Source organism: Streptomyces sp. R-74717 (assembly GCF_047305335.1).
Lineage (GTDB): Bacteria > Actinomycetota > Actinomycetes > Streptomycetales > Streptomycetaceae > Streptomyces > Streptomyces atratus.
In genome coordinates, this window is the sequence record NZ_CP102361.1 from 8,378,316 (window position 1) to 8,400,091 (window position 21,776).

At 69.9% G+C, this 21,776-nt stretch carries 17 protein-coding genes and 1 pseudogene; 12 read left to right on the top strand and 6 right to left on the bottom strand.

What is annotated here, in order from left to right; all coding sequences use genetic code 11:
* Window positions 1–245: 245 nt before the first annotated feature.
* Window positions 246–761, top strand: coding sequence for a transglycosylase SLT domain-containing protein (locus NRF20_RS38460; RefSeq protein WP_413754066.1), 516 nt, complete (start codon window positions 246–248; stop codon window positions 759–761).
* A gap of 868 nt (window positions 762–1,629) precedes the next feature.
* Here the strand turns inward: NRF20_RS38460 and NRF20_RS38465 are convergent.
* Complete coding sequence (locus NRF20_RS38465) at window positions 1,630–2,901, bottom strand: FAD-dependent oxidoreductase (RefSeq protein ID WP_398633260.1); 1,272 nt, start codon at window positions 2,899–2,901, stop codon at window positions 1,630–1,632.
* A gap of 568 nt (window positions 2,902–3,469) precedes the next feature.
* Window positions 3,470–3,868, bottom strand: a complete 399-nt coding sequence (locus NRF20_RS38470) for a DUF6221 family protein (RefSeq protein ID WP_398633261.1) — start codon at window positions 3,866–3,868, stop codon at window positions 3,470–3,472.
* 270 nt (window positions 3,869–4,138) lie between these two features.
* Between NRF20_RS38470 and NRF20_RS38475 the strand changes: the two genes are divergently transcribed.
* The 3 genes from NRF20_RS38475 (at window position 4,139) to NRF20_RS38485 (ending at window position 7,189) form a co-directional block, all read left to right on the top strand.
* On the top strand, window positions 4,139–4,402 hold the full coding sequence (locus NRF20_RS38475) for a hypothetical protein (protein ID WP_413754067.1): 264 nt from the start codon (window positions 4,139–4,141) through the stop codon (window positions 4,400–4,402).
* A gap of 8 nt (window positions 4,403–4,410) precedes the next feature.
* Window positions 4,411–5,166: a dienelactone hydrolase family protein gene (locus tag NRF20_RS38480; RefSeq protein WP_398633263.1), complete on the top strand. Its 756-nt coding sequence runs from the start codon at window positions 4,411–4,413 to the stop codon at window positions 5,164–5,166.
* 145 nt (window positions 5,167–5,311) lie between these two features.
* Window positions 5,312–7,189 carry a transketolase gene (locus tag NRF20_RS38485; protein WP_413754068.1) on the top strand — a complete coding sequence of 626 codons (1,878 nt, stop codon included), beginning with the start codon at window positions 5,312–5,314 and terminating at the stop codon, window positions 7,187–7,189.
* Between the two features lie 182 nt (window positions 7,190–7,371).
* Here NRF20_RS38485 and NRF20_RS38490 read toward each other — a convergent pair.
* Window positions 7,372–7,839 (bottom strand): annotated as a pseudogene (locus tag NRF20_RS38490) (DUF6519 domain-containing protein); the annotation flags it as partial.
* Window positions 7,840–8,186: 347 nt separating this feature from the next.
* Between NRF20_RS38490 and NRF20_RS38495 the strand changes: the two are divergent.
* The gene (locus NRF20_RS38495; protein ID WP_398633323.1) at window positions 8,187–9,152 is read left to right on the top strand and encodes an aldo/keto reductase; all 966 of its coding nucleotides are present in this window, start codon (window positions 8,187–8,189) and stop codon (window positions 9,150–9,152) included.
* Window positions 9,153–9,292: 140 nt separating this feature from the next.
* On the opposite strand, the gene NRF20_RS38500 is transcribed toward NRF20_RS38495, so the two are convergent.
* Window positions 9,293–10,183 carry a fumarylacetoacetate hydrolase family protein gene (locus NRF20_RS38500; RefSeq protein ID WP_413754069.1) on the bottom strand — a complete coding sequence of 297 codons (891 nt, stop codon included), beginning with the start codon at window positions 10,181–10,183 and terminating at the stop codon, window positions 9,293–9,295.
* Window positions 10,184–10,328: 145 nt separating this feature from the next.
* Here NRF20_RS38500 and NRF20_RS38505 point away from each other — a divergent pair, with 145 nt between their 5' ends.
* The 4 genes from NRF20_RS38505 (at window position 10,329) to NRF20_RS38520 (ending at window position 17,112) form a co-directional block, all read left to right on the top strand.
* Window positions 10,329–10,895 carry a TetR/AcrR family transcriptional regulator gene (locus NRF20_RS38505; protein ID WP_413754070.1) on the top strand — a complete coding sequence of 189 codons (567 nt, stop codon included), beginning with the start codon at window positions 10,329–10,331 and terminating at the stop codon, window positions 10,893–10,895.
* Window positions 10,896–10,992: 97 nt separating this feature from the next.
* The gene (locus tag NRF20_RS38510; RefSeq protein ID WP_398633267.1) at window positions 10,993–11,505 is read left to right on the top strand and encodes a VOC family protein; all 513 of its coding nucleotides are present in this window, start codon (window positions 10,993–10,995) and stop codon (window positions 11,503–11,505) included.
* Complete coding sequence (locus tag NRF20_RS38515) at window positions 11,505–13,181, top strand: FAD-dependent monooxygenase (protein WP_398633268.1); 1,677 nt, start codon at window positions 11,505–11,507, stop codon at window positions 13,179–13,181. Before NRF20_RS38510 ends, NRF20_RS38515 begins: the two co-directional genes overlap by 1 nt.
* 373 nt (window positions 13,182–13,554) lie before the next feature.
* Window positions 13,555–17,112: an indolepyruvate ferredoxin oxidoreductase family protein gene (locus NRF20_RS38520; protein WP_398633269.1), complete on the top strand. Its 3,558-nt coding sequence runs from the start codon at window positions 13,555–13,557 to the stop codon at window positions 17,110–17,112.
* 78 nt (window positions 17,113–17,190) lie between these two features.
* Here the strand turns inward: NRF20_RS38520 and NRF20_RS38525 are convergent, their stop codons facing one another.
* Together NRF20_RS38525 and NRF20_RS38530 are read right to left on the bottom strand one after the other, a co-directional pair.
* Window positions 17,191–18,912, bottom strand: coding sequence for a protein kinase domain-containing protein (locus NRF20_RS38525; protein ID WP_413754071.1), 1,722 nt, complete (start codon window positions 18,910–18,912; stop codon window positions 17,191–17,193).
* 109 nt (window positions 18,913–19,021) lie between these two features.
* Entirely contained in the window at window positions 19,022–19,225 is a 204-nt protein-coding gene (locus NRF20_RS38530) for a hypothetical protein (RefSeq protein WP_398633271.1), read from the bottom strand.
* Between the two features lie 306 nt (window positions 19,226–19,531).
* Between NRF20_RS38530 and NRF20_RS38535 the strand changes: the two genes are divergently transcribed.
* The 3 genes from NRF20_RS38535 to NRF20_RS38545 all read left to right on the top strand — a co-directional run bounded on the left by NRF20_RS38535 (window position 19,532) and on the right by NRF20_RS38545 (window position 21,720).
* A complete protein-coding gene (locus NRF20_RS38535) occupies window positions 19,532–20,494 on the top strand; it encodes an alpha/beta hydrolase (protein WP_398633272.1) in 963 nt (320 codons plus the stop codon).
* 102 nt (window positions 20,495–20,596) lie between these two features.
* Complete coding sequence (locus tag NRF20_RS38540) at window positions 20,597–21,052, top strand: sensor histidine kinase (protein WP_413754072.1); 456 nt, start codon at window positions 20,597–20,599, stop codon at window positions 21,050–21,052.
* Window positions 21,049–21,720, top strand: a complete 672-nt coding sequence (locus tag NRF20_RS38545) for a response regulator (protein WP_413754073.1) — start codon at window positions 21,049–21,051, stop codon at window positions 21,718–21,720. The genes NRF20_RS38540 and NRF20_RS38545 overlap by 4 nt, the downstream gene beginning before the upstream one ends.
* The last annotated feature ends 56 nt before the right edge of the window (window positions 21,721–21,776 follow it).

The window sequence follows — 21,776 nt, forward strand, 5'->3', positions numbered from 1 at the left end:
GCGCCATAAAACATGTCATTTCGGACATTTGTCCGATGTTGGGTAGTACGTCACATCATTGCGTTCCGCCGTGCACGTCGCTAACCATGGCTGTCGTTGCGGGAAGCCGCGACAGGGCCGGGTGGATTCCTTCGGATCCGTTCGCTCCGGCCCGCAGCGCGGGGCACTGCCCCGCGAGCCACCGCAACCGGTCGGCAACACCGTGACGTCCCCCATTGGAGAGTTCCTTCCGTATGACCACGCACATGCAGACCCGCACCAGCCGCATCGCCCGCTTCCGCACCATGTCCGTCGCGGGCATCGCCACCCTCGGTGCCGCGGCCGCCGCCCTCACGCTGACGTCGACATCCGCGCAGGCGGCCGAGGCGGCACCGGCGAGCGTCTCCGTGGTCAAGGCCTCCGCGGACGGCGCCCAGGGCGCACCGGCCGGCAGGGGCTACGCCAACAACCTCGACGGCTGGATCAAGGAGTCGCTGGCCATCATGAAGGCCAAGGGCATCCCCGGCACCTACGAGGGCCTGCACCGCAACATCATGCGCGAGTCGAGCGGCAACCCCAACGCCCAGAACAACTGGGACGTCAACGCGCGCAACGGCATACCCTCCAAGGGCCTGCTCCAGGTCATCCAGCCGACCTTCAACGCCTACCACGTCGCCGGCACCGCGCACGACCTCACCAACCCCGTCGCCAACATCACCGCGGCCGCCAACTACGCCGCCCACCGCTACGGGTCGATCGACAACGTCAACTCCGCCTACTGAGCCACAGACTCAGCACCCACCTCGCGAGCCAGGACCGGCACAGGCAGCAACACCGCTGCCCATGCCGGTCCTTCGGCGTGTCAACCAGTAACGGGCCATTGCAGGTGGCCCCATTGCTGAGCCCGGGTAGGCGCAGCAATCCCTGTCCGTCGAAATCTTTCGACGAACGGAACCGCCACGGGAAGACAGGAAGACGGGCAGATGTCTCCGCCCACGCGCAGCCGGGTCCTGGACTCCGTCGCAGTCCTCGGCTACCGGCCGCCGGCTTCTGCCCGCTCCCGCGCCATCAGGCGGGCTGTACGGGGCGACGACGGCACGCACCGGCCGCCGATCGCCGGGTTCATGCTCTCCGCCGGCGTCGCCGCGCGCCGCCATCAGTGCAACGTCCTGCTGCTCACCGGCCACGCCGAGCACGGTGTACTGGATACCGCACTGCTCGATGGGCTGATTCGCATGGATCCGCTGGTTGCCCCGGTCACGGAATCCGGTGCTGTCGGCCGCGAGACCTATCTGCCGACGGGTGCTCACTGGAGGTGTGCCCGGACGGGTACGACGTACGAGGGCGGCACCTGGCGCACCCTGGATGCTCCGCCGACCGTATTCCACTTCTGCTGCGGGACGATGCGCATCTTCCGGTGGCCGGCTGATGCAGCGGGGCCCGGAGAGGAGGCGCGAGCGGCAAGGCGGGATGAGGCCGTCGCGAGCGCCCGGTCATTCCTGCGGATTCCTCCCGGGACCGGTGAACAGGCGTTCCATACGGTCGAAGCGCTCGCGCAGGATCTGCGTGGTCCCTTCGCAGACGTGGTGCGCCGTGTGCTGGGGCCGTGGGCGCAGCACACGGCCTCCAGGCGGAGGACGGCAGGCGGGCTCAGCGTACCGATGCGGCCGGCGGACGCTCGCGCAGGGCGCCGTAGGCGAGGAAGTACGCCGGTAGGCGGTTCAGCCACCGTGAGGTCGTGATGAGCTCGCTCAGCCGCTGGGCGCGCTTCGGGTCGCCGAACGCCGGGCGGCCCGACAGGACCGGTTCGATGACGTTCGTGTGGGCGAAGCGCTGAAGGGCCTGCGTCGCGGCGGTAGTGGGCCAGCGACGGCGCTGGACGCGGCGTACGGTCCGCAGGCCGACCGCGCCCCCGCGCAGCGGTTCGACGAGATACCGGGCGGCGGCCACCGCGTCCTCGACGGCGAGGTTGATGCCGATGCCGAAGACCGGTGACATCGCGTGTGCCGCGTCGCCGATGCACAGCAGTCCGGGGCGGTGCCAGCGCCGTAGGCGGTCGAGCCGTACATCGAGCAGCTTCACGTCGTCCCACGACCCGAGCGCGTGCATCCGGTCCGCGAGCCAGGGAACGGCGGCCGTGAATTCGCCCATGAACCGGTCGAGGCCGGCGGCGCGGCGCTGGGTGTTGGTTCCCTTGGGGATCAGTGCGGCGCACTGCCAGTAGTCCCCGCGGTCGATCATGGCGGTGAGGAACCGGTCGCCGACGCCTCCCACGAGCCCGTGCGGGTCGCCCTCCCGTCGCGGCAGCCGGAACCACCAGGCGTCCATCGGACAGGTGAACTTCCGCAGTCCCAGTTCGGGCAAGGATCTGGCCAGCGAGCTCCGGCCGTCGCAGGCCACGGTGAGGGTGGCCCGCAGCTCACCGGTACGGCCGTCCGACGTGCGGTACCGGACCCCCGTGACCCGCCCCCGAGCTCTCGGCTCCGCTCGACCAGGGGGGACCTCCATGCGCTCCATCAGGAAGGAGGTCACCTCGGTGTTCATTCGCACGGAGAAGGACGGCTCCCGCCCGGCCTCGTCCACGAGGAGGTTGAGGAGATCCCATTGGGGCACCATCGCGATGTAGTTGTACTTGCCCCGTAGTGCGCCGATGTTTCCGACGGTGACCAGCGCACGGTCCGGGCCGAGCGGCAGCTGTACCGTCGTCACCCGCCGCTGCGGCAATCGGCCGAACCGCCCTGCCAGCCCGAGGTCCTCCAGCAGCGCCAGGGTGGACGGATGCACAGTGTCACCGCGGAAGTCGCGCAGGAAGTCGCCGTGCTTCTCCAGGACCGTGACCGCCACCCCCGCCCGGGCCAGCAGCAGCCCGAGCACCATTCCGGCGGGACCACCGCCCACCACGCAGCACGTGGTCCGCTCCATGCAACCGCTCCCTTCGGTGAACCCCCCGGGTCAACGACATGGTGACATATGCCCTCATTTATGAATAAGTTCTCACTAAAAGGTCGTAAAGTGATGAAACTCGCCGCGTCCTGGCTGCGGGACACGGCAACCGTGCCGGTGCCCCGGCCGCCGGCCTCTGCGTGCGGAGCTCCACATCGAGCGCGGCGAGCACATCGGCGACGCCCTCGCACCGACTGCTGGACCGGCCGTGTCCTGCGCGCCGGACGCGATGGGGGAGTGACCACCGAACTTCAGGTAATGGAACAGCGCTTCGGGTTTCCCGGCGAGTGCCGGCTTGTACCGCGGCGAGCCTGTGCTCGGCCTCCCGGAGCAGTCTGCCCCGGGAGGCCGAGCACAGCAGGCCGCCCGCCCGACGGCACGACCGTCTGCAGAGCCGACTTCAATGAGCGGGGCAGTGCCGTGTCGTTGAGGAAGCCTCCGGTGGCGAATCGCCCGGGCCAGGCGAAATTCCAGAAGTCGAGCAGTGCACCGACGCCGTCCCGGTCGTCGGCGGTGAAGGCACGGGCCGGCGTGCAGTGGCCTGGCACTACTGGATGAAACGCGGCAGCCACTTGGCCCGGTAGTCGGGATGGCCGGCATGCTCTGCGGCCATCTGCCGGACGGCGAAACCGAGCCCGACGGCGCGGCCGGACGAGAAGTCGTGGTCGGGGCGGTCGGTGTCCTTGTCGGCGACCTCCGCGTACTCATTGAGAAGAACTCTGCTCGTCTCGATGCGGCGGCGTGTATGCGCAGGGTCCTGGAAGGCGATGTGCTGGTCGAAGCCGAGATGCCGCACGCTGAACGCGATGGCGCCGGACCGGTCGTGCACTTCGCCGGGCACGTCGGCCGGGCACCGCCAACTGTCGCCGCCTGCCGCTTGCGCAATCTGTTCTTCCTCAGCAAGACGCGCCCGAACGAAGTCGATCATGTCGGAGTTGTCCGTCATCGGCCTTTCGAATCCTTCACCGTCATGGCTCCCTACCGGAAACCGCACCTGCCGTCTGTGTCGGTTCTGTCGGTTCACCGAGGATGTCGGACGACGATACCGAGTCGAAAGTCCGGCGCCCCGGGGACACCACCTGTAGTGCGTCTGTCTCGATGCCGAGATGATGGGGACCGCCGTCGCCCCACGGGTACACCGACTGGCCGGACACCGTAGGGTGGGCCGTCCGACGGCTCGCCCACGGGCTCAGGTGGCGGAGCTAGGAGTCGCACGATGCCCACGTCCCAGCGGTACCTGACGATCAGCCAGGTGGATGCGCGCCGTCTGGCCCTCTCTCGGCAGCACCTGGCCGGCTCCCGACCGCCGGCGGACGCGACGAGCCTGCGCACCGTTCTCCGGGCACTGCGCTATGTGCAACTGGACCCCGTCAACGTCGTGGCGCCGAGCCATGAGCTGGTCCTGTGGAGCCGCCTCGGACCACGGGAGCGGGTCGCCAATCCTACGAATGACCAGCGGAAACCCACTCCTGAAAGGTAGGACCGCCCATGACCGCCGTGCGCGGAACATCCGTGGACATCCCCACACAGGACGGCGCCGCCGACGCCTACCTGACCCATCCCGACGACGGAAGTCCCCACCCCGGCGTCCTGCTCTACATGGACGCCTTCGGACTCCGTCCTCACCTGAAGGAGATGGCCGATCGTCTCGCCGAAGCCGGCTACACCGTCCTGGTCCCCAACGTCTTCTACCGCCATGGGCGAACGCCGGTGGTCGAGCTGCCCGACTTCATCGACCCGGCCCGACGCCCGGAGATCTTCGAGCGTCTCGGCCCGATCGTGCAGTCGCTGACACCCGATCTGGCGATGCGCGACGCCGGCGCCTACCTGGCCTGGCTGACGGACTGCCCCCTGGCCACCCACGGGCCGGTCGGTATCACGGGTTACTGCATGGGCGCCGGACTTGCCCTGCGTACCGCCGGTACCTACCCGGAGCGGGTCGCGGCCGTGGCCGGCTTCCATGGCGGGCGCCTGGCCACCGACGCTGCCGACAGCCCGCACCTTGTCGCCGACCGGATCACCGCGGAGATGTACTTCGGCCACGCCGACCAGGACCCCTCGCTGCCCCCCGAGCAGATCAATCGCCTCGACGAGACCCTCACCGCAGCGGGCGTGCGCCACCGCAGCGAGGTCTACACCGGGGCACACCACGGTTTCACCCAGGCAGACACCGCCGCCTACGACAGCACAGCGGACGAACGCCACTGGAAAGCACTGACGGCACTCCTGGACCGCACCCTCTGACCGGCACGCGTTCAGATCGCGGCCACTGCACCACGGACATACGGTCGGCAAGGGCACAGGCGCCCCACGCAGCCTCTGCGCACGGCCCGCGAGCCGGCAGCCGTCAGTGACCGGATCAGAACGCAGGACACGAGAGGAAGCCGCGATGTCGGTCGAGAACACCCCCACTGTCTCCCTCGGGCCCGACAGCGGCCTGGACCAGGTCTTCGAGCTGGCTCAGCAGCTGCGCGTGGACTCCGTTCGCGCCAGCACCGCGGTCGGCTCCGGCCACCCCACCTCCAGCCTGTCCGCCGCGGATCTGATGGCCGTCCTCATGACACGCCAACTGCGCTACGACTGGCAGAACCCGAAGAATCCGGCCAATGACCACCTGATCTTCTCCAAGGGGCACGCCTCCCCCCTGCTGTACGCGATGTTCCTCGCCGCCGGTGCGATCGACGAAGAGGAACTGATGACCACCTACCGCCGCAACGGCGCCCGACTGCAGGGCCACCCCACTCCGGTCCTGCCCTGGGTGGATGCGGCCACCGGCTCCCTGGGCCAGGGCATCGCCTACGGCGTCGGCATCGCGCTCGCAGGACGGGACCTGGAACACCAGCCGTACCGTGTGTGGGTGCTGTGCGGCGACAGCGAAATGGCCGAAGGGTCGGTGTGGGAAGCCCTGGACAAGGCGGGCCGCCACCGGTTGGCCAACTTCGTCGCGATCATCGACGTCAACCGCCTCGGCCAGCGCGGCCCCACGGAGCTGGGCTGGGACACCGGCGCCTACGCCCGCCGCGTCGAAGCCTTCGGCTGCCGTGCCCTGGTCGTCGACGGCCATGACCTCGTGGCCGTCGAACAAGCCCTGGCCACCGCGGACGACGGGCAGGCCCCCACCGTCATCGTCGCCAAGACCGTCAAGGGGCAGGGCGTCTTCGAGGTCGCGGACGCCGAGGGCTGGCACGGCAAGGCACTGCCCGAAGATCTCGCCGCACGCGCCATCGCCGAACTGGGCGGCGTACGCCACCTCACCGTCCGTGGCCCCCAGCCGCCCGCCGTCACCCCCAGTGCCCCGGCCGCTCCCGTGGAGGTGGCGCTGCCGCACTTCGAGGTCGGCGAAAACGTCGCCACCCGCGTCGCCTTCGGCAAGGCGCTCGCCGCGATCGGCGCCCGGCCCGACATCGTGGCCCTGGACGCCGAGGTGGGCAACTCCACCCACGCGGAGGATTTCGGCAAGGCACACCCCGAGCGGTACTTCCAGATGTACATTGCCGAACAGCAGATGATCGCCGGCGCGGTCGGTATGGCCGCACGCGGCTACCGCCCTTACGCCACCACCTTCGCCGCCTTCCTCACCCGAGCCCATGACTTCATCCGTATGGCGGCCGTCTCCCAGATCTCCATGAGCCTGTGCGGGACCCACTGCGGTGTCGAGATCGGCGCGGACGGCCCCTCCCAGATGGGCCTGGAAGACATCGCCATGATGCGCGCCGTCCATGGCTCCACCGTGCTCTACCCCAGCGACGCCACATCCGCTGCCGCTCTGACCGCCGCAATGGCCTACCTGGACGGCATCTCCTACCTTCGCACCACCCGGGGCGCCTACCCCGTCCTCTACACCCCCGACGAAACCTTCCCCGTGGGCGGGTCCAAGACCCTGCGCGCGAGCGACAACGACAAGGTCACCCTCATCGGCGCCGGCGTCACCCTCCACGAATGCCTCGCCGCCGCCGACCGGCTCGCCGCCGAGAACATCCCCGTCCGGGTTGTCGACCTGTACTCCGTCAAGCCCCTGGACCTCGACACGCTCGCCCGCGCCGCCCAGGCAACCGGCGCACTGGTCGTCGTCGAGGACCACCACCCCGAAGGCGGTATGGGCGAGGCCGTGCTGTCCGCACTCGCCGCACAGCGACTGGCCCCCGCAGTCGTCCACCTCGCCGTGCGCAACCTGCCGGGTTCCGGAACCCCCGCCGAACTCCTCGACAACGCAGGCATCTCACGTACCCACATCATTCGAACAGTCCAGGACCTCGCCGCCGGCTGAGAGCTGCCGCCGTGATCGGCGATGAGAGTACGGCGGTGCGCCTCGCCCTGCTCCTGCGCCAGTGGGTCGTCGCCGCGTGCATGGGTCTGCCGCCGCCTTCGCCACCAACACCGACCTACGGGACGAGGACGTCGACCACGCCGTCGAACAGCGCCGCGCCACGACCGCCGCGGTCAGGTAGCCGGCCACTCGACGCTGCCGGTCGCGGTGCGGGCCGGGGCGATCCAGTGATCGCCGGTGCGGTAGGTGCCGCCCTTGGCGAAGTACACCTCGACGCCGTCCTCGAGAGGCAGCCGCTCGCCCTCCTCGACACGGACCGCTCCGCCCGGCAGGCCGGCCGAACGGCCCTGGCGCCTGGTGCCCGCACGGTGGTCCCAGCGGCGCAGGAACGGGTGCAGATGGGGCAGCCGTCCCACGCCCGGCTCCGGCTCTGCGGACAGCCGCACCCGCCGTCCCGGCAGGTCCAGCTCCTCGACCCGCAGCAGGGGGAGGGCCTCCAGACGCGAGGCGTACGCGGTGTCGGTGAACTCCACCTGGTCGCCCACGTCCGGGTCCAGCCTGTCGTCCCTGCCGAAGCTCGCCAACTGCACCCATGTTCCGTCCAGTTCGTCCACCGGGAAGACGAGCGAGCCGTTCTCGCGCGACCAACTCAAACCACCCTGGAACGCCCGGAGTTGACAAAGGAAGGTCTGTTCAGGACACCTCGGGGGAGGTCCTGCGAAGGGATTGTTCGCGGCGTGCGGGGCCGCCGGGCACTTGGGCGACGGCCTACCCCTGTTCGTCCTCCTTCGTCATGTCGGCGCACTTCTCGCCGATCACCATGATGGTGATGCACGGGTTGACGGTGATGAGATCCGGCATCGCGGACCCGGCCTTCGCGGACCGCGGCGACGCGGAAACCCGCCTGACCACGCCGCCCCGGTCGCCTATCGTCGACGTGATTCCTGGCGGAGGCCTCGGCCCGTCCAGGGCGAGGACCATGACGTGGAGGGTGATTGTGCGCTATCGCGAGCTGGGACGCAGTGGAGTGTCCGTGTCCGAGATCGGTTACGGCGCCTGGGGCATCGGTGAGTCAGCCTGGGTGGGTGCCACGGAGGACGAATCCGTACGCGCCCTGCACCGGGCCATCGACCTCGGCGTGAACTTCATCGACACCGCCCGCGGCTACGGTGAGAGCGAGCGAATCGTCGGCCGGGTCGTCCGCGAGCGGGCCGGCGACGAGGTGCTCGTCGCCACCAAGGTGCCGCCGAGGAACGGAATGTGGCCGGCGCCCGATGGTCTGGACCCGGCCGAGACGTTTCCGGGCGAGCACATCCGCGCAAGCCTGGAGACCAGTCTGCGCATCAGCGGCCTGGACCACTTCGACGTATTGCAGTTCCACGTCTGGAGCGACGACTGGGTGGGCCGGGGCGACTGGCTGGAGACGATCGCCGAACTGAAGCAGGAGGGAAAGATCCGCCTGTTCGGAGTCTCCATCAACGACCACCAGCCCGACAGCGCACTCGCACTCGTACGCAGCGGTGCCGTGGACAGCGTGCAGGTCATCTACAACCTCTTCGACCAGGCGCCCGCCGACGCGCTGCTGCCGGCCTGTGAGGAGCACGGCGTCGGTGTCATCGTGCGGGTTGCGCTGGACGAGGGCGGCCTCACCGGCCGGATCACCGCCGGTACGACGTTCCCCGAGGGCGACTGGCGCAACCGCTACTTCCGCGACGACCGCCCGGCGCAGGTCGAACAGAGGGTGGCCGCGATCGTCGCCGAACTCGGCATCGCACCCGATGAGGTCGCTGAGAACGCGTTGCGGTTCGTACTGAGTTCGCCGGCGGTCTCCACCGTCATCCCCGGCATGCGCACCGTACGCAACGTCGAGCGCAACACGGCCCTGAGCGACGGGCGTGCGCTCACCGCCGACCAGCTCGCCCTGCTGGCCAAGCACCGGTGGCAGCGCAACTTCTACTCCTGATCCACGGGCGCCATTTCCGGGGCGGGCGGTACGCGGTTCACCTCCGCGCACCGCCCGGCGCAGTGCTGCCCGCATTGAGCGGTATCAGCCCGGTGACGCCGCGGTCGGGGCGGAGTGGCTCATGCGGTGCGTTCTGCCGGTCATGTGCCCGTGCTCCCGTGCTCGGGGGCGGCCGTCACGCGGTTGCGGAGCGTGCCGATGTTTTCGACCTCGACCTCGACGACATCGCCGGGGCGAAGGTGGCGACCGGAGAAGACGCCGGCGCCGCGCGGTGTTCCGGTGAGGATCACGTCTCCGGGTTCGAGGGTCTGGTAGCGGGAGAGGTAGGAGATCAGCCCGGCCACGCCGTGGATGAAGCCGCTGGTGCGGTCGTCCTGGCGTACGTCACCGTTGACCAGGGTGCGCAGCCTCAGGTCGAGCGGGTCGGCGAACTCATCCGGGGTGACCAGGCAGGGGCCGAGCGGCTTGAAGGTGTCGAAGCTCTTGGCCACGCCGATGGACGCGGTCGGATCGCCCGTTATGGCGCGCTGCTGGATATCGCGTGCGGAGACGTCGTTGGCGATGGTCAGGCCGGCGAGGTGGCTCTTTGCGTCGGCGGCGCGGACGGCGTTCGCGGGCCTGCCGATCACGGCGGCCACCTCGCCCTCATAGTCCACCTGGCCTGCCGCGACGGCCGGCAGGCGGATGTCACCGCCCGGTGCGGTGACCGCGGATCCGGCGACCACCTGGAAATTCGGCTCCGTCGGCAGGGTGATGCCGGGCCGCCCCATCGCGGCGAACATCTCCAGGGCTTCCTCCGCGTGGCTGCGGTAGTTGAGGCCGACGATCAGGATCTTCCCGGGCCGGGGAACGGGGGCGTGCACCCGGACCTCATCGAGCGCAACCCGCCGGACGACCGCCGCCGCGCGTGCGGCGTCGATACCCGGTCCGCGCAGGAGGGCGCCCAGGTCGGCGAAGGGGAGATCGAGTACGGAGAGCTCGCCGGGGCTCTCCTCCCTGGCGATGCCCAGGGCTGTGCTGTACAGGCGCATCACGGACTCCCACGTGTCGGGGACATTCTCTTGCTCCCGAGTCAAGAGCTTTCTTGTTTTGGAGTCAAGAGTTTGTGGGCTGCGGGGTTGCTGTTTCCCGGTGCCGTGAATGGGGGTGAGTGTGCGCCGCCTAGGCTGGGTTGCTATGCCACGGAACCGTCAGCAGATCCCGAAAGCCGAGCGCGAGGCCGTCCTGGTCGACAGTGCCTGGGAGCTCTTCGCCGTCAAGGGGTACAAGGGGACCAGTCTGACCGAGGTCGGCAAGGCGGCCGGTGTCGCGGCCAATGCCGTGCGCTGGTACTTCCCGACCAAGGACGACCTGTTCGCCGCCACCCTGGACCGCCTCTTCCTGCGTGAGCGGGAGCGTGTCGAGGCAGACCCCGTGATCGGAGGTGATCCGCGGCGGCAGCTGGTGGCGTTCCTTGCCGACCTGGAGGCGTATCGCGGACTGCACCGGGAGGCGTACGACCGCATGGATGAGTCGCCGGCCCTCGCTGACGTCTACTCCCGCATGTGGGAGTGGCTGGAGGGTCGCCTTCTGGCGGCCGTCGCGAGCCGACTGTCCGAGGGGGCCGACGTCGAGCCTGTGGCGGACATGGCCCATGTGCTGTTCGAGGGGCTGCTGGTCAGCGCCCGGGAGCTGGACCGGCCGGTCGAAGAGTTCATCGACCTCCTCATGGAGGCGCTGGTGGCCGTCGCGGCGGCACGCTGAGCGCCATCTCTTGACTGTCATACAAGAGCCTGTCTAGGGTTCTCTTGTATGGCAGCCAAGAGGGCTGCCGTGCCCTCGATGAGGAGGTCGCTGTCCCATGGCTTCTCCAGGCAAACTCGCCCACATCGTCCTGCGCACCGGCCGTCTGCCGGTCATGACCGAGTGGTACATGAACGTTCTCGAAGGCCGCGTCACCTTCGCCAATGACGTCCTCGCATTCCTGACCTACGACGATGAACACCACCGTGTCGCGCTGGTCGCCACCGGAGCGTCCGAGCGTCCGACGGACGCGCACACCGGTCTGCACCACGCGGCATTCACCTACGCCACGATCGGCGATCTGCTCGGCACGTACCAGCGGCTGAAGGGGGACGGCATCCTCCCCTTCTGGTGCATCAACCACGGTCCGACCACCTCGATGTACTTCGAGGATCCCGACGGCAATCACATCGAGCTCCAGATCGACAACTTCGCCACCGGGGAAGCCCTCGACGAGTGGTTCCGGTCCGGAGCCTTCGAAGCCAATCCGATCGGCGTCGAGTTCGACCCCGACGACCTGGTGCGCCGCTTCGATTCGGGTGAGTCCTTCGCCGAACTGGTCAGGCGCTGATGACCGCCACCGACACCCCGGTCGTCATCATCGGAGCCGGCCCCGTGGGGCTGGCGACCGCGCTCGTCCTGGGCCGGCATGGCGTCCGCAGCGTGGTCTTCGAACAGTACGACGGGGTCAATCCGCACCCCCGGGCCCATGTCGTCAACACCCGGTCCATGGAACTGTTCCGCACCTGGGGCATCGCGGATGCCGTCCGCGCGGACGCGGTCGACCCGGCGTGGGCCGGCACGATCCTGTGGAAACAGACCCTCGCCGGGGAACCCCTGGGCCGGATCGACCTCGTCGAAGGGCCGGAGGACCAACTCCTGCGCCGGGTCCACGCCTCCGCCGAGCAGCTCACCTCCTGCGCCCAGGACCGTGTGCAGCAGCACCTCCTCGACGCCGTCCTCGCCCAGGGCATGGCCACCGTCCACTACAGCACCGCCGTCGTGGAGGTGACGGACCATGGCGATTCGGTCGACGTCACCGTGGAAGGCGTGGGCAAGCGGCAGATCCTGCGCACCTGTTACGTCGTGGCGGCGGACGGGGCGACCGGGGGCATGCGCGACAAGCTCGGCATCGCGATGGACGGCTCTCCGGTCCTCGGCCACCAGCTGAACATCTACTTCCACGCCGACCTGTCCCCGTGGATGGGGCAGGATCCCGCCCTGCTGATCTGGCTGATCAACAGCGCCTCCCCGGGACTCCTCATCGGGATGGACGGCGTTCGCCGGTGGACCTTCCAGCGGAGCTTCGACCCAGCTGCCGAATCGCCGCGGGACTACCCGCCCGAACGGTGCGCCCAGATCATCCGGGACGCTGTCGGAACCACCGAACTCGACGTGGACATCCGCTCCGTGGGGCCGTGGACCATGACGGCCCGGACCGCCGAGACCTACCGCAGCGGCCGTGTCCTCCTCGTCGGTGACGCGGCGCACCAGTTCCCGCCGACAGGCGGCCTGGGCATGAACAGCGGCCTCGCCGACGCGGACAACCTCGGCTGGAAACTCGCCGCCGTGCTGGCGGGCTGCGCTTCCGACGCCCTGCTCGACAGTTACGAGCGTGAACGTCGACCGGTCGCCGTCGACAACGCCCGCCACAGCATGCTCAACGCCATCAGAATGGCCGAGGTCGGCATAGGGCCCGAGACGGCCAGGATCGCCGCACGCCTCGAAAGCCCGGACCCGTCAGTTGCCGCGGCGCAACGCCGGCGGATCGCGGAAGCCGTCCCTCTGCAGCGCCCGCACTTCGACGCGCTCAACCAGGAGATCGGATACATCTACGGGGCGAGCCGGCACGCCGGCGGCGTCGGCGGAGCCCCGCTCTCGGCCACCGACTACACACCGACTGCCGTCCCCGGAGCGCGACTTCCGCACGCCTGGGTCGAACGTGACGGGGAACGGGTGTCGACGCACGACCTCCTCATGCCGGGCTTCACCCTCCTCACGGGGCCCGGGGGCGCCGCCTGGGCCGATGCCTTCGCGGAGACCGGGGAAGGCGTGGCGAAACAGACTGTCGTGATCGGCCGGGATGTCACCAGCCCGGACGGCTACTGTCCGGAGCTGCTCCGGATCGGTGAGGACGGAGCCCTCCTCGTCCGACCGGACGGCCACATCGCGTGGCACAGCGCCGCGGGATCATCCCCTGCGTCCGCGCTCGCCGCCCTGCTCGACGCGGTCGAGCAGACCGCCTAGGGCCGGCTCGGCCTGATCCGAAAGACAGGCCCTGTTCCGGCGCGGATCGCGAGCGGAGCGCCGGGGCCCCGAGCCCGGCGCTCCCGGCCCTCGCCCGGAGTCCCTTCACCGCGGCCTTTCGGCCTTTCGGCCTTTCGGCCTTTCGGCCTGGAAGGCCGAGTTCGGCCGCCCGGTCTGTCACGCCTGCCCCGGCCCCGGCCGACGCCGACCGGTATCGACCAGCGCCGACCGGTGTCGGCCGACGCCCGCCGCCCCGCCCCGCGCACCGCGGCTGCGCCCCGCCGACACGGCCGTCCCGGCCGCCGCCCCTCTCGTACGGGACCGACTCCTCGCCCGCCCCGACGACCACAGATGCCTCCGGAGGAACACAGTGGTGACCCCTCAGAAAGCAACCGGCCCCCGTCCCACGCTTCAGGATCGATACGTGCGCGAGGAGGGCACCCTCCACCTCACGGGCATCCAGGCGCTCGCCCGCCTGCCGCTCGACATCCGCCGCGCCGACCGTCGCGAGGGCCGCAGCACCGCGGGATTCATCTCCGGATACGAGGGCTCGCCGCTCGCCGGATACGACATGGAGCTCGCCCGCTGCCGCTCCCTCCTCGACGAGTACGACATCGTCTTCCGTCCCGGCGTCAACGAGGAACTCGCGGCGACGGCCGTCCAGGGCACCCAACTGGCCGCAGCGCAGCCGGACAAGCGCGTCGACGGCATCACGGCGATCTGGTACGGCAAGTCCCCGGGCCTCGACCGCGCCTCGGACGCCATCCGGCACAACAACCTGATGGGCACCCACCCCGACGGTGGTGCGCTCGCCCTGGTCGGCGACGACCCCGCCGCCAAGTCGTCGACCGTGCCCGGCGCCTCCGAACTGCTCCTCGCCGACCTGGGACTGCCCACGCTCTACCCGTCCGACCCGCAGGAAGCCCTCGACTTCGGACTGCACGGCGTGGCGATGTCCCGGGCAGCCGGCCTATGGGTGGCGCTGAAAATCGTGACGGCGGTCGCGGACGGTTCCGGCACCGTCGACGTGAGCGCCGGACGGATCGCACCGGTCGTCCCGGACCTCACGGCCGACGGAGTGCCGTACCGCCACACCGTCGGCACCCGGATGCTGCAACCGGCCCTCGGCGACCTGGAACGCAGCCGGGACGGCGCCCGCCTCGAGATCGCCCGCCGCTACGCCGTCGCCAACAACCTCAACCGGATCACCAGGACGGGCCCCGACGACCGCATTGGCATCGTCGCGGCAGGCAAGACGTTCCTCGACCTCCGCCAGGCCCTGCGCATCCTCGGACTCGACGACACCGAACTGGAGCGCCGCGGTGTGCGCCTGCTGCACCTGGGCATGATCCATCCGCTGGAACCCACGATCGTCGAACGGTTCGCGAGAGGGCTGCGCCACATCGTCGTCGTGGAGGAGAAGCGGCCACTCATCGAGACCGCCGTCAAGGACCTGCTCTACGGGCGCGGTGACCAGCCGTCCGTCTCCGGCAAGCGCGCACCCGACGGTTCGGTCCTGTTCCCCCTCGACGGAGAACTCGACCCCGACACCGTCGCCGCGCGGCTTGCGCCCCGTCTGAACGCACTGGGCGGACTCCCCACCGTACAGAGCTGGTTGGACACCACTCGGGCAGCGGCCCGGCGCAAGACGCTGCCACTCCTGCCCGTGCTGAGCCGCACCCCCTACTTCTGTTCCGGCTGCCCCCACAACCTCTCGACCAAGGCACCCGAGGGCGCCGCCGTCGGGGCCGGGATCGGCTGCCACGCCATGGTCACACTCATGGACCCTTCCCAGGCCGGGGACGTCATCGGCATGACCCAGATGGGAGGGGAGGGCGCCCAGTGGATCGGCATGCAGCCGTTCCTCGAACGCGACCACCTGATCCAGAATCTCGGCGACGGCACCTTCCACCACTCCGGCAGTCTCGCCATTCGGGCGGCGGTCTCGGCCGGGGTGAACGTCACGTACAAGCTGCTCCACAACTCGGCGGTGGCGATGACCGGCGGTCAGCAGCCCGTCGGCGTCATGCCCGTGCCCGCGATCGCCCAAGGGCTGTTGGCGGAAGGTGTCGAGCGCATCATCGTCACGACCGAGGACGTCAAGCGCTACCGGAAGGTCACGCTTCCGAAGGGCGTGGTCGTCTGGCACCGCGACCGGCTGGCCGAGGCCCAGGAGGTGCTTGCCCGGACCCCCGGCGTCACCCTGCTCATCCATGATCAGGAATGCGCGACGGAACTCCGGCGCAAGCGCAAGCGTGGTCTTGTGCCCGAACCCACCGAGCGCGTGATGATCAACGAGCGGGTGTGCGAGGGGTGCGGCGACTGCGGACAGCAGTCCAACTGCCTCTCCGTGCAGCCCGTCGACACCGAATACGGCCGCAAGACCCGGATCGATCAGTCCTCCTGCAACAAGGACTACGCCTGTCTGGCGGGGGACTGCCCCTCCTTCCTCACCGTCGTCCCCGCCAAGGGAAAGGCCGACTTCACTCCCGCCCCGATGCCGGACGGCGCGACGCTGCCCGATCCGGACCCCGTCGTACCGGCCTCCCACACCACCCGGATCACAGGCGTCGGAGGCTCCGGGGTGATCACCCTCGCGCAGATCCTCAGCACCGCGGCCTCGCTCGCGGGCCTGCACGTCAGGGCCCTCGACCAGACCGGCATGGCCCAGAAGGGCGGCGCGGTCGTCTCCGACATCAAAATCACCGAGGAGGCGACGGAACAGGCCGGCAAGGCGGCCCTGGACGAGTGCGATCTCTACCTCGGCTGTGACCTGCTCGTCGCCGCGGAACCAGGACATCTGGCCGCGGCGGCCCCGGCGCGAACGGTGGCGGTGGTCTCCACGGCAGAGGTCCCGACCGGACAGATGGTGATCGACCCGGAGGTGTCGTTCCCGCCTGCCGAACCTCTCAAGGAACGGATCAGGGCAGAGGCCAAGGACACAGTCTTCCTCGACGCGCGCCGACTCGCGAACGACCTGCTGGGCGAGGACCAGTTCGCCAATCTCCTGCTCACCGGCGCGGCCTACCAGACCGGCGGGCTGCCGCTGCCGGCCCACGCCATCGAGGAGGCCATCACCCTCAACGGAGTGAAGGCCGAAGCCAACATCAAGGCGTTCCGCCTCGGCCGCCAGGCCGTCGCCGACCCCGGAGCCTTCGCCGACCTCCTGGAAGGGCGTGTCACCCCGGCGAAGTCGGGACGCGGCCTGTCCGCCGAGGCCCGGCACACCCTCGCACTGGTCGGGGCCGCCCCCGGGTCGGAGCTCGCCCGGCTCCTGGAGGTCCGCGTACCGGATCTCATCGCGTACCAGAACGCCGCGTACGCGACGAGATACGCACGTTTCGTCGAACAGGTCCGCCGGACCGAGTGTGAGCGCGCCCCCGGCTCGACCGCACTCACCGAGGCAGTGGCCAGGTACCTGCACAAGCTGATGGCGTACAAGGACGAGTACGAGGTGGCCCGGCTCTCCCTCGACCCCGAGGTCGAGCGGGAGGTGAAGGCCCGCTTCGGGGACGGCGCACGGATGTCCTACCGTCTCCACCCGCCCGTCCTGCGGGCACTCGGCATGAACCGCAAGATCGAACTCGGACCCTGGTTCAAGCCGGCCTTCCAAGCCCTCGCTGCGATGCGCAGGCTCCGTGGCACGCGCCTGGACCCCTTCGGAGCGGCGCGCGTGCGGCGCACGGAACGGGCCCTGGTCGTCGAGTACGAGGCCACGATCACCGAGGTCTGCCGGAATCTCGACATGGACTCCCACGAGCTGGCCGTCGAGATCGCCTCACTGCCCGACATCGTGCGTGGCTACGAGGAGATCAAGATGGCATCCGTGACTCGGTACAGGACCCGGTCCGCGGACCTCGTGGGCCGGCTGTCCTCGGGCCGCGAACGTACGGGTGCCGACACAGCGGCGTCCTGGCAGCAGAGCGGGTGACTGGAGGGCCGGTCGCGGACCCGGTCCCGTTCTGCGGGCGGTGGGGAGTTACACGTCGGCACCGCCGTGAACGGTGTCCTAGGCATGGAAGCCGTTGCACCCGATGGATGTGTACTTCGTGGGCCCGCCCTCGACGTGGTACAGCACCACGGTCCAGTCGCCCCTGTCGTCACCGACCGGGATCGCGTCGACGGTCCGATTGCCGAAGTGGGCCCGGAAGTCGTCGGGATAGTTGAGCTTGATGGTCCCGCCCGAGGACCACCGGGAGTAGATGTCGACGGGCTTGCTCGTGAAGCCGATGCCCTTTCCCACGGACCGGAGGGGCCGGCCGGTGGCGCGGTCGGTCTCGTGCGGGGGCCGTACCCCCACGGAGATGTAGTACGGCGCGGGCCGCTTTCCCTGGCCGGAAGTCTTGGGACGCAGCTCCACCGCGGCGGTGTCCGAGCCGGTGGTGTGCGAGACGGACGACAGCAGGTCGATCGACGGTGAGGACCCGGCGAAACTGGCCAGGTCGCAGGAGCCCATGCGTTGCGCGGCCTGCTTCGGATCGTCCGACAGGGTCCAGCGGTCCTGCGAGACACGGCCGTTCACGATGTGGTCCGGTGGCCGGCCCGCCGGACCCTCGGTCGCCGACCGGGACGCGGAGACGTCGGTCGTGGGTGCGGCTCCGGGGGTTCGGCTGTCCTGTTCGGGGAGCAGCCACACCGTCGCCGGCACGACGAGCGCCACCGCACATGCGGCGAGCCAGCCCCTGCGACGTGTGGTGCGGGCGGGATGCCGCCGTTGGTGATCCGGCGCGTCGTACGGCGTGGTGTCGGGCGTCCCCGGCGGTACGGTCTCGGCTGACCGCTCAGGCACCTGATCCTCCGGCTCGCGATCCGCCGGCCGCGTCAGGGCCCCGGTCTCCGGTTCCGCCTCCGAAGGTGGCGTGCTCAAATGGACGGGCACGGGTTCGGCGTCGCGGGCCACCGCGCGGTAGTGGGCGTCCGTAGCCAGCGCCGAGTCCACCGCGCAGTGGGCGATCACGGCGGCCAGCTCGGGCCGCTCCGCCGGGTCCTTGGCGACACACTGCCGGATCAGTGCGGCCAGCGCGGGCCGCACCCCCGCCAGGTCGATGTCCTCGTGCACGGTCCGGTAGCTCACCGCAGCCGCATCGCCCGTGCCGTACGGGGGCCGGCCGGTCGCCGTGTAGGCGATCGTCGCCCCCAGCGCGAAGACGTCCGCCGCCGGGTCGACCTCGTTGCGCAGGACGACCTCGGGCGCCGCGTACCCGGGCGTTCCTGGTGCCATTCCGTCCCGGGTGAGGATCGTCTGCTCAAGTCCCCGGGCGATGCCGAAGTCGATCAGTTGCGGTCCCTGCGGCGCGAGGATGACGTTCTGCGGCTTCAGGTCCCGGTGCGTGACCCCGTGGACATGGACCGCGGCCAGCCCCTCGGCGAGCGCGGCGAAAAGCCGCAGGGCGCTGTCCGGCGGGAACGGGCCGCTCGTGCCCACGGCGCCGCGCAGCGTGGGCCCCGGCACGTACTCGGTGGCCAGCCAGTACGGGGACGAGCCGAGCGACGCCTCGATCAACTGGGCGGTGTAGGCGCTGCGTACGGCCTCCACGGTCGCGGCCTCCCGCCGGAACCGGGCCAGTGCCTCGGGGTGATCGTTGATCTCGTCGCGGATCACCTTCACGGCCACCAGCCGTCCTCCGGGCGACCGACCGAGATACACCTGTCCCATGCCGCCCGCGCCGAGCCGGGCGAGAATCCGGTACGCGCCTATGTGCGCGGGGTCCTGAGGTCGCAGCTCTTCCACCGGCACGACTGTGCCATATCCGCTCACTTGTCGGACCGGCGGACCGCAACCGACGCACCACCGCCCTCGGTGCGCGGCGATGTGTTCGCGGGCCGGATGCTTCCTGCACTCAGCGCAGCCGCCATTCCCGGGCCTGGAGAGCCTCTTTCAGGGGCACCGTCGGGCCTGGTGCGACGCTGACGTGGACCAGCCCGGTCAACTGGCTGGTGGCGTGCTCGATGCAGACGTCCTCGATGTTGATGCCCGCGCGATCGATATCCGCGAACAGTCGTGCCAGTTCGCCCGGTTGGTCCCTGATTATGATGGTCGCCACCTTGAAGCGCTCGGGCTGGGTACCGTGCCTGCCGGAGATCCGGGCACGGCCCGACCGGCACGGCGCCGCACAGCGCTACCAGTTCCAGGGCCGTGTTGAGCGTATCGGTATCGGTGTCCGCCGTCGGCGCGAGCGCCCACATACGCCCCTCGAGCAGATCGGCGGTTGAGCGGCTCCGCCTCCTACCCCTCGTACTTCAGAACTACGCGGAAGGTTCCCTCCCCGGCGGGACGCAGACTACGAGGTGCGATTCATAGCTTCTGTACTGCAAGCACGAAGACATCCGGTACGGAAGGAACCATCTACATGGTGTCCCGCCCACGCAGAAGCCGCCTGTGCCGCGCCCTGCTCGCCGCACTCGTCGTCGCCTCGGTGACCGTACCGGTGTCGGGTGCGGTCAGGCCCGCCGGCGTACCGGCGCCCGTTCCGACCGTCCCGGGTCCGCTGCCGGCCGCCACCCCGGGCGCTCTCGTCGAGCGGTGGGCTGCAACGCGCGCGGACATCGCGGCGGCCGCGCGGATGGCCGACGGCCACGGCGACGGGAGGCGGGCCGATGCGCTGCGCGTCCTGGCAGACCCTGCGCGCCACTTCATCTCCTTCGACGGCCGGGACGGCGGCCGCACCGTCGAGGTCTTCGGCGACCTCGCCCGGGCCGACCGGATCGCCGTGCTGGTCCCGGGTGCGGGCATAAGTGTCGACAACTACTGGCGGCTGAAGGGCGGCGCCCAGGCGCTGCAGAGGGAGCTCGGCGACCGGTCCGCCGTCGTCGCCTGGCTCGGGTACGAGACGCCGGCCACTGTGAGCCTGACGGCGGCCACCTCGGGGCGGGCCGACGACGCCGCTCCCGAACTGAGCGATTTCTTGCGCAAGTTGAAAGGCGCCAAGCCTGCGGCCCGGACCTCTCTGCTCTGCCACTCCTACGGTTCCGTCGTCTGCGCACGGGCCGCGGCCGGAGTAGAGGTCGCGGACATCGTCCTGTACGGCAGCCCCGGTGTGGGAGTCGACGACGTGGCCGCGATGCACACCCGGGCCGCGGTCTGGGCGGGCCGGGGCGGCACCGACTGGATTGCCGATGTTCCGCACGTACGGCTGGAACTCCCCACCGTAGAGGTCGGATTCGGTGCGGACCCGGTGTCCGAGGGCTTCGGCGCCCACACCTTCGACGCGGGCTCCGGCGGCCACAGCGACTACCTGAAGCCCGGTTCCGTACCCCTGAAGAACATCGCCCGGATCGTGGACGGACGGACCCCGGACACCCCTCGTGCGTGATACCGGTGCGGCGGACCCCAACCGTTGCTCCGCCCGGCGTGGTACGGCAGTCGAAGAGGTGACCGGTTGTTGGCGCGGAACGTTCGGTTCCGGCGAGCTGCCGTGGCGTTTCCGGGGTGGAAGCGGCACGCCCCGCAGCCCACCCTCGACCGGCTGGGCGAGCTGCTCGGCAATGTGCGCAGCGCCGGGCTCACCGTCAGCGCTCACACCACCGGCGAGCCGGCCCATCTGACACCGGGCATCGAACTGTCGGCGTTCCGTATCATCCAGGAGGCGCTCAGCAACGCGACGTGGTACGCGCCCGGAGCGGAGGTACGGGTGGAGGCCGGCCACCGCCCGTCCGCGGGCACCTTCCGGATCGCCGACACCGCGCCGACCCGGACCGCCCAGCCCTCGCCGGGCGCCGGCCACGGTCTGCTCGGCATGTGGGAGCGCGCTGCGGTGCTGCGTGGCACGCTGGCTTTCGGCGCCACCTCCGACGGAGGATACGAAGTGATCGCGATGCTGCCCACGCAGCTTCCCGCCATGCCTGCCGACCTTGTGGAGGACAACCCGTGACCACCACCCGCGTGCTGATCGCCGACGATCAGGTGATGGTCCGTCAGGGATTCACGGTCCTGCTCAATGCCGAACCCGGCATCGAGGTCGTCGGCCAGGCCGTGGACGGCCTCGACGCCGTCGCCAGGGTCGCCGAACTGGCCCCCGACGTCGTACTGATGGACATAAGGATGCCCGGGGTCGGCGGCATCGAGGCGACGCGCCGCATCATGGCATCGCCCGCCGCCACCTCCAAGGTCCTCGTCCTGACCACTTTCGACCTCGACGAGTATGTGTACGAGGCGCTGCGTGCCGGCGCGTCCGGGTTTCTGCTGAAGGACGCGTCGGCCACGGAACTCGCCCATGCCGTAAAGGTGGTGGCGTCCGGCGAGGCACTGCTCGCGCCGAACATCACCAAGCGTCTCATCGCCGAGTTCTCCCGGGTGTCCGACGTCCCCCGCGGCCCGGTCAAGGGCCGCAGCGGCAACCTCACGGAGCGCGAGACGGAGGTTCTGTCCCTGATCGCGCAGGGCCTGTCGAACGCGGAGATCGCCCAGCGGCTGGTGGTGGCCGAACAGACCGTCAAGACGCATGTGAGCCGGATTCTGGTCAAGCTCAGCCTGCGTGACCGGACCCAGGCCGCGATCCACGCGTACGAGACGGGCCTGGTGCGACCGGGCGGGTACTGAGGAGGCACCGCCACATCGAGCACGGCGACGGGCCGGCAGCCGCTTTCGGTCGGCGA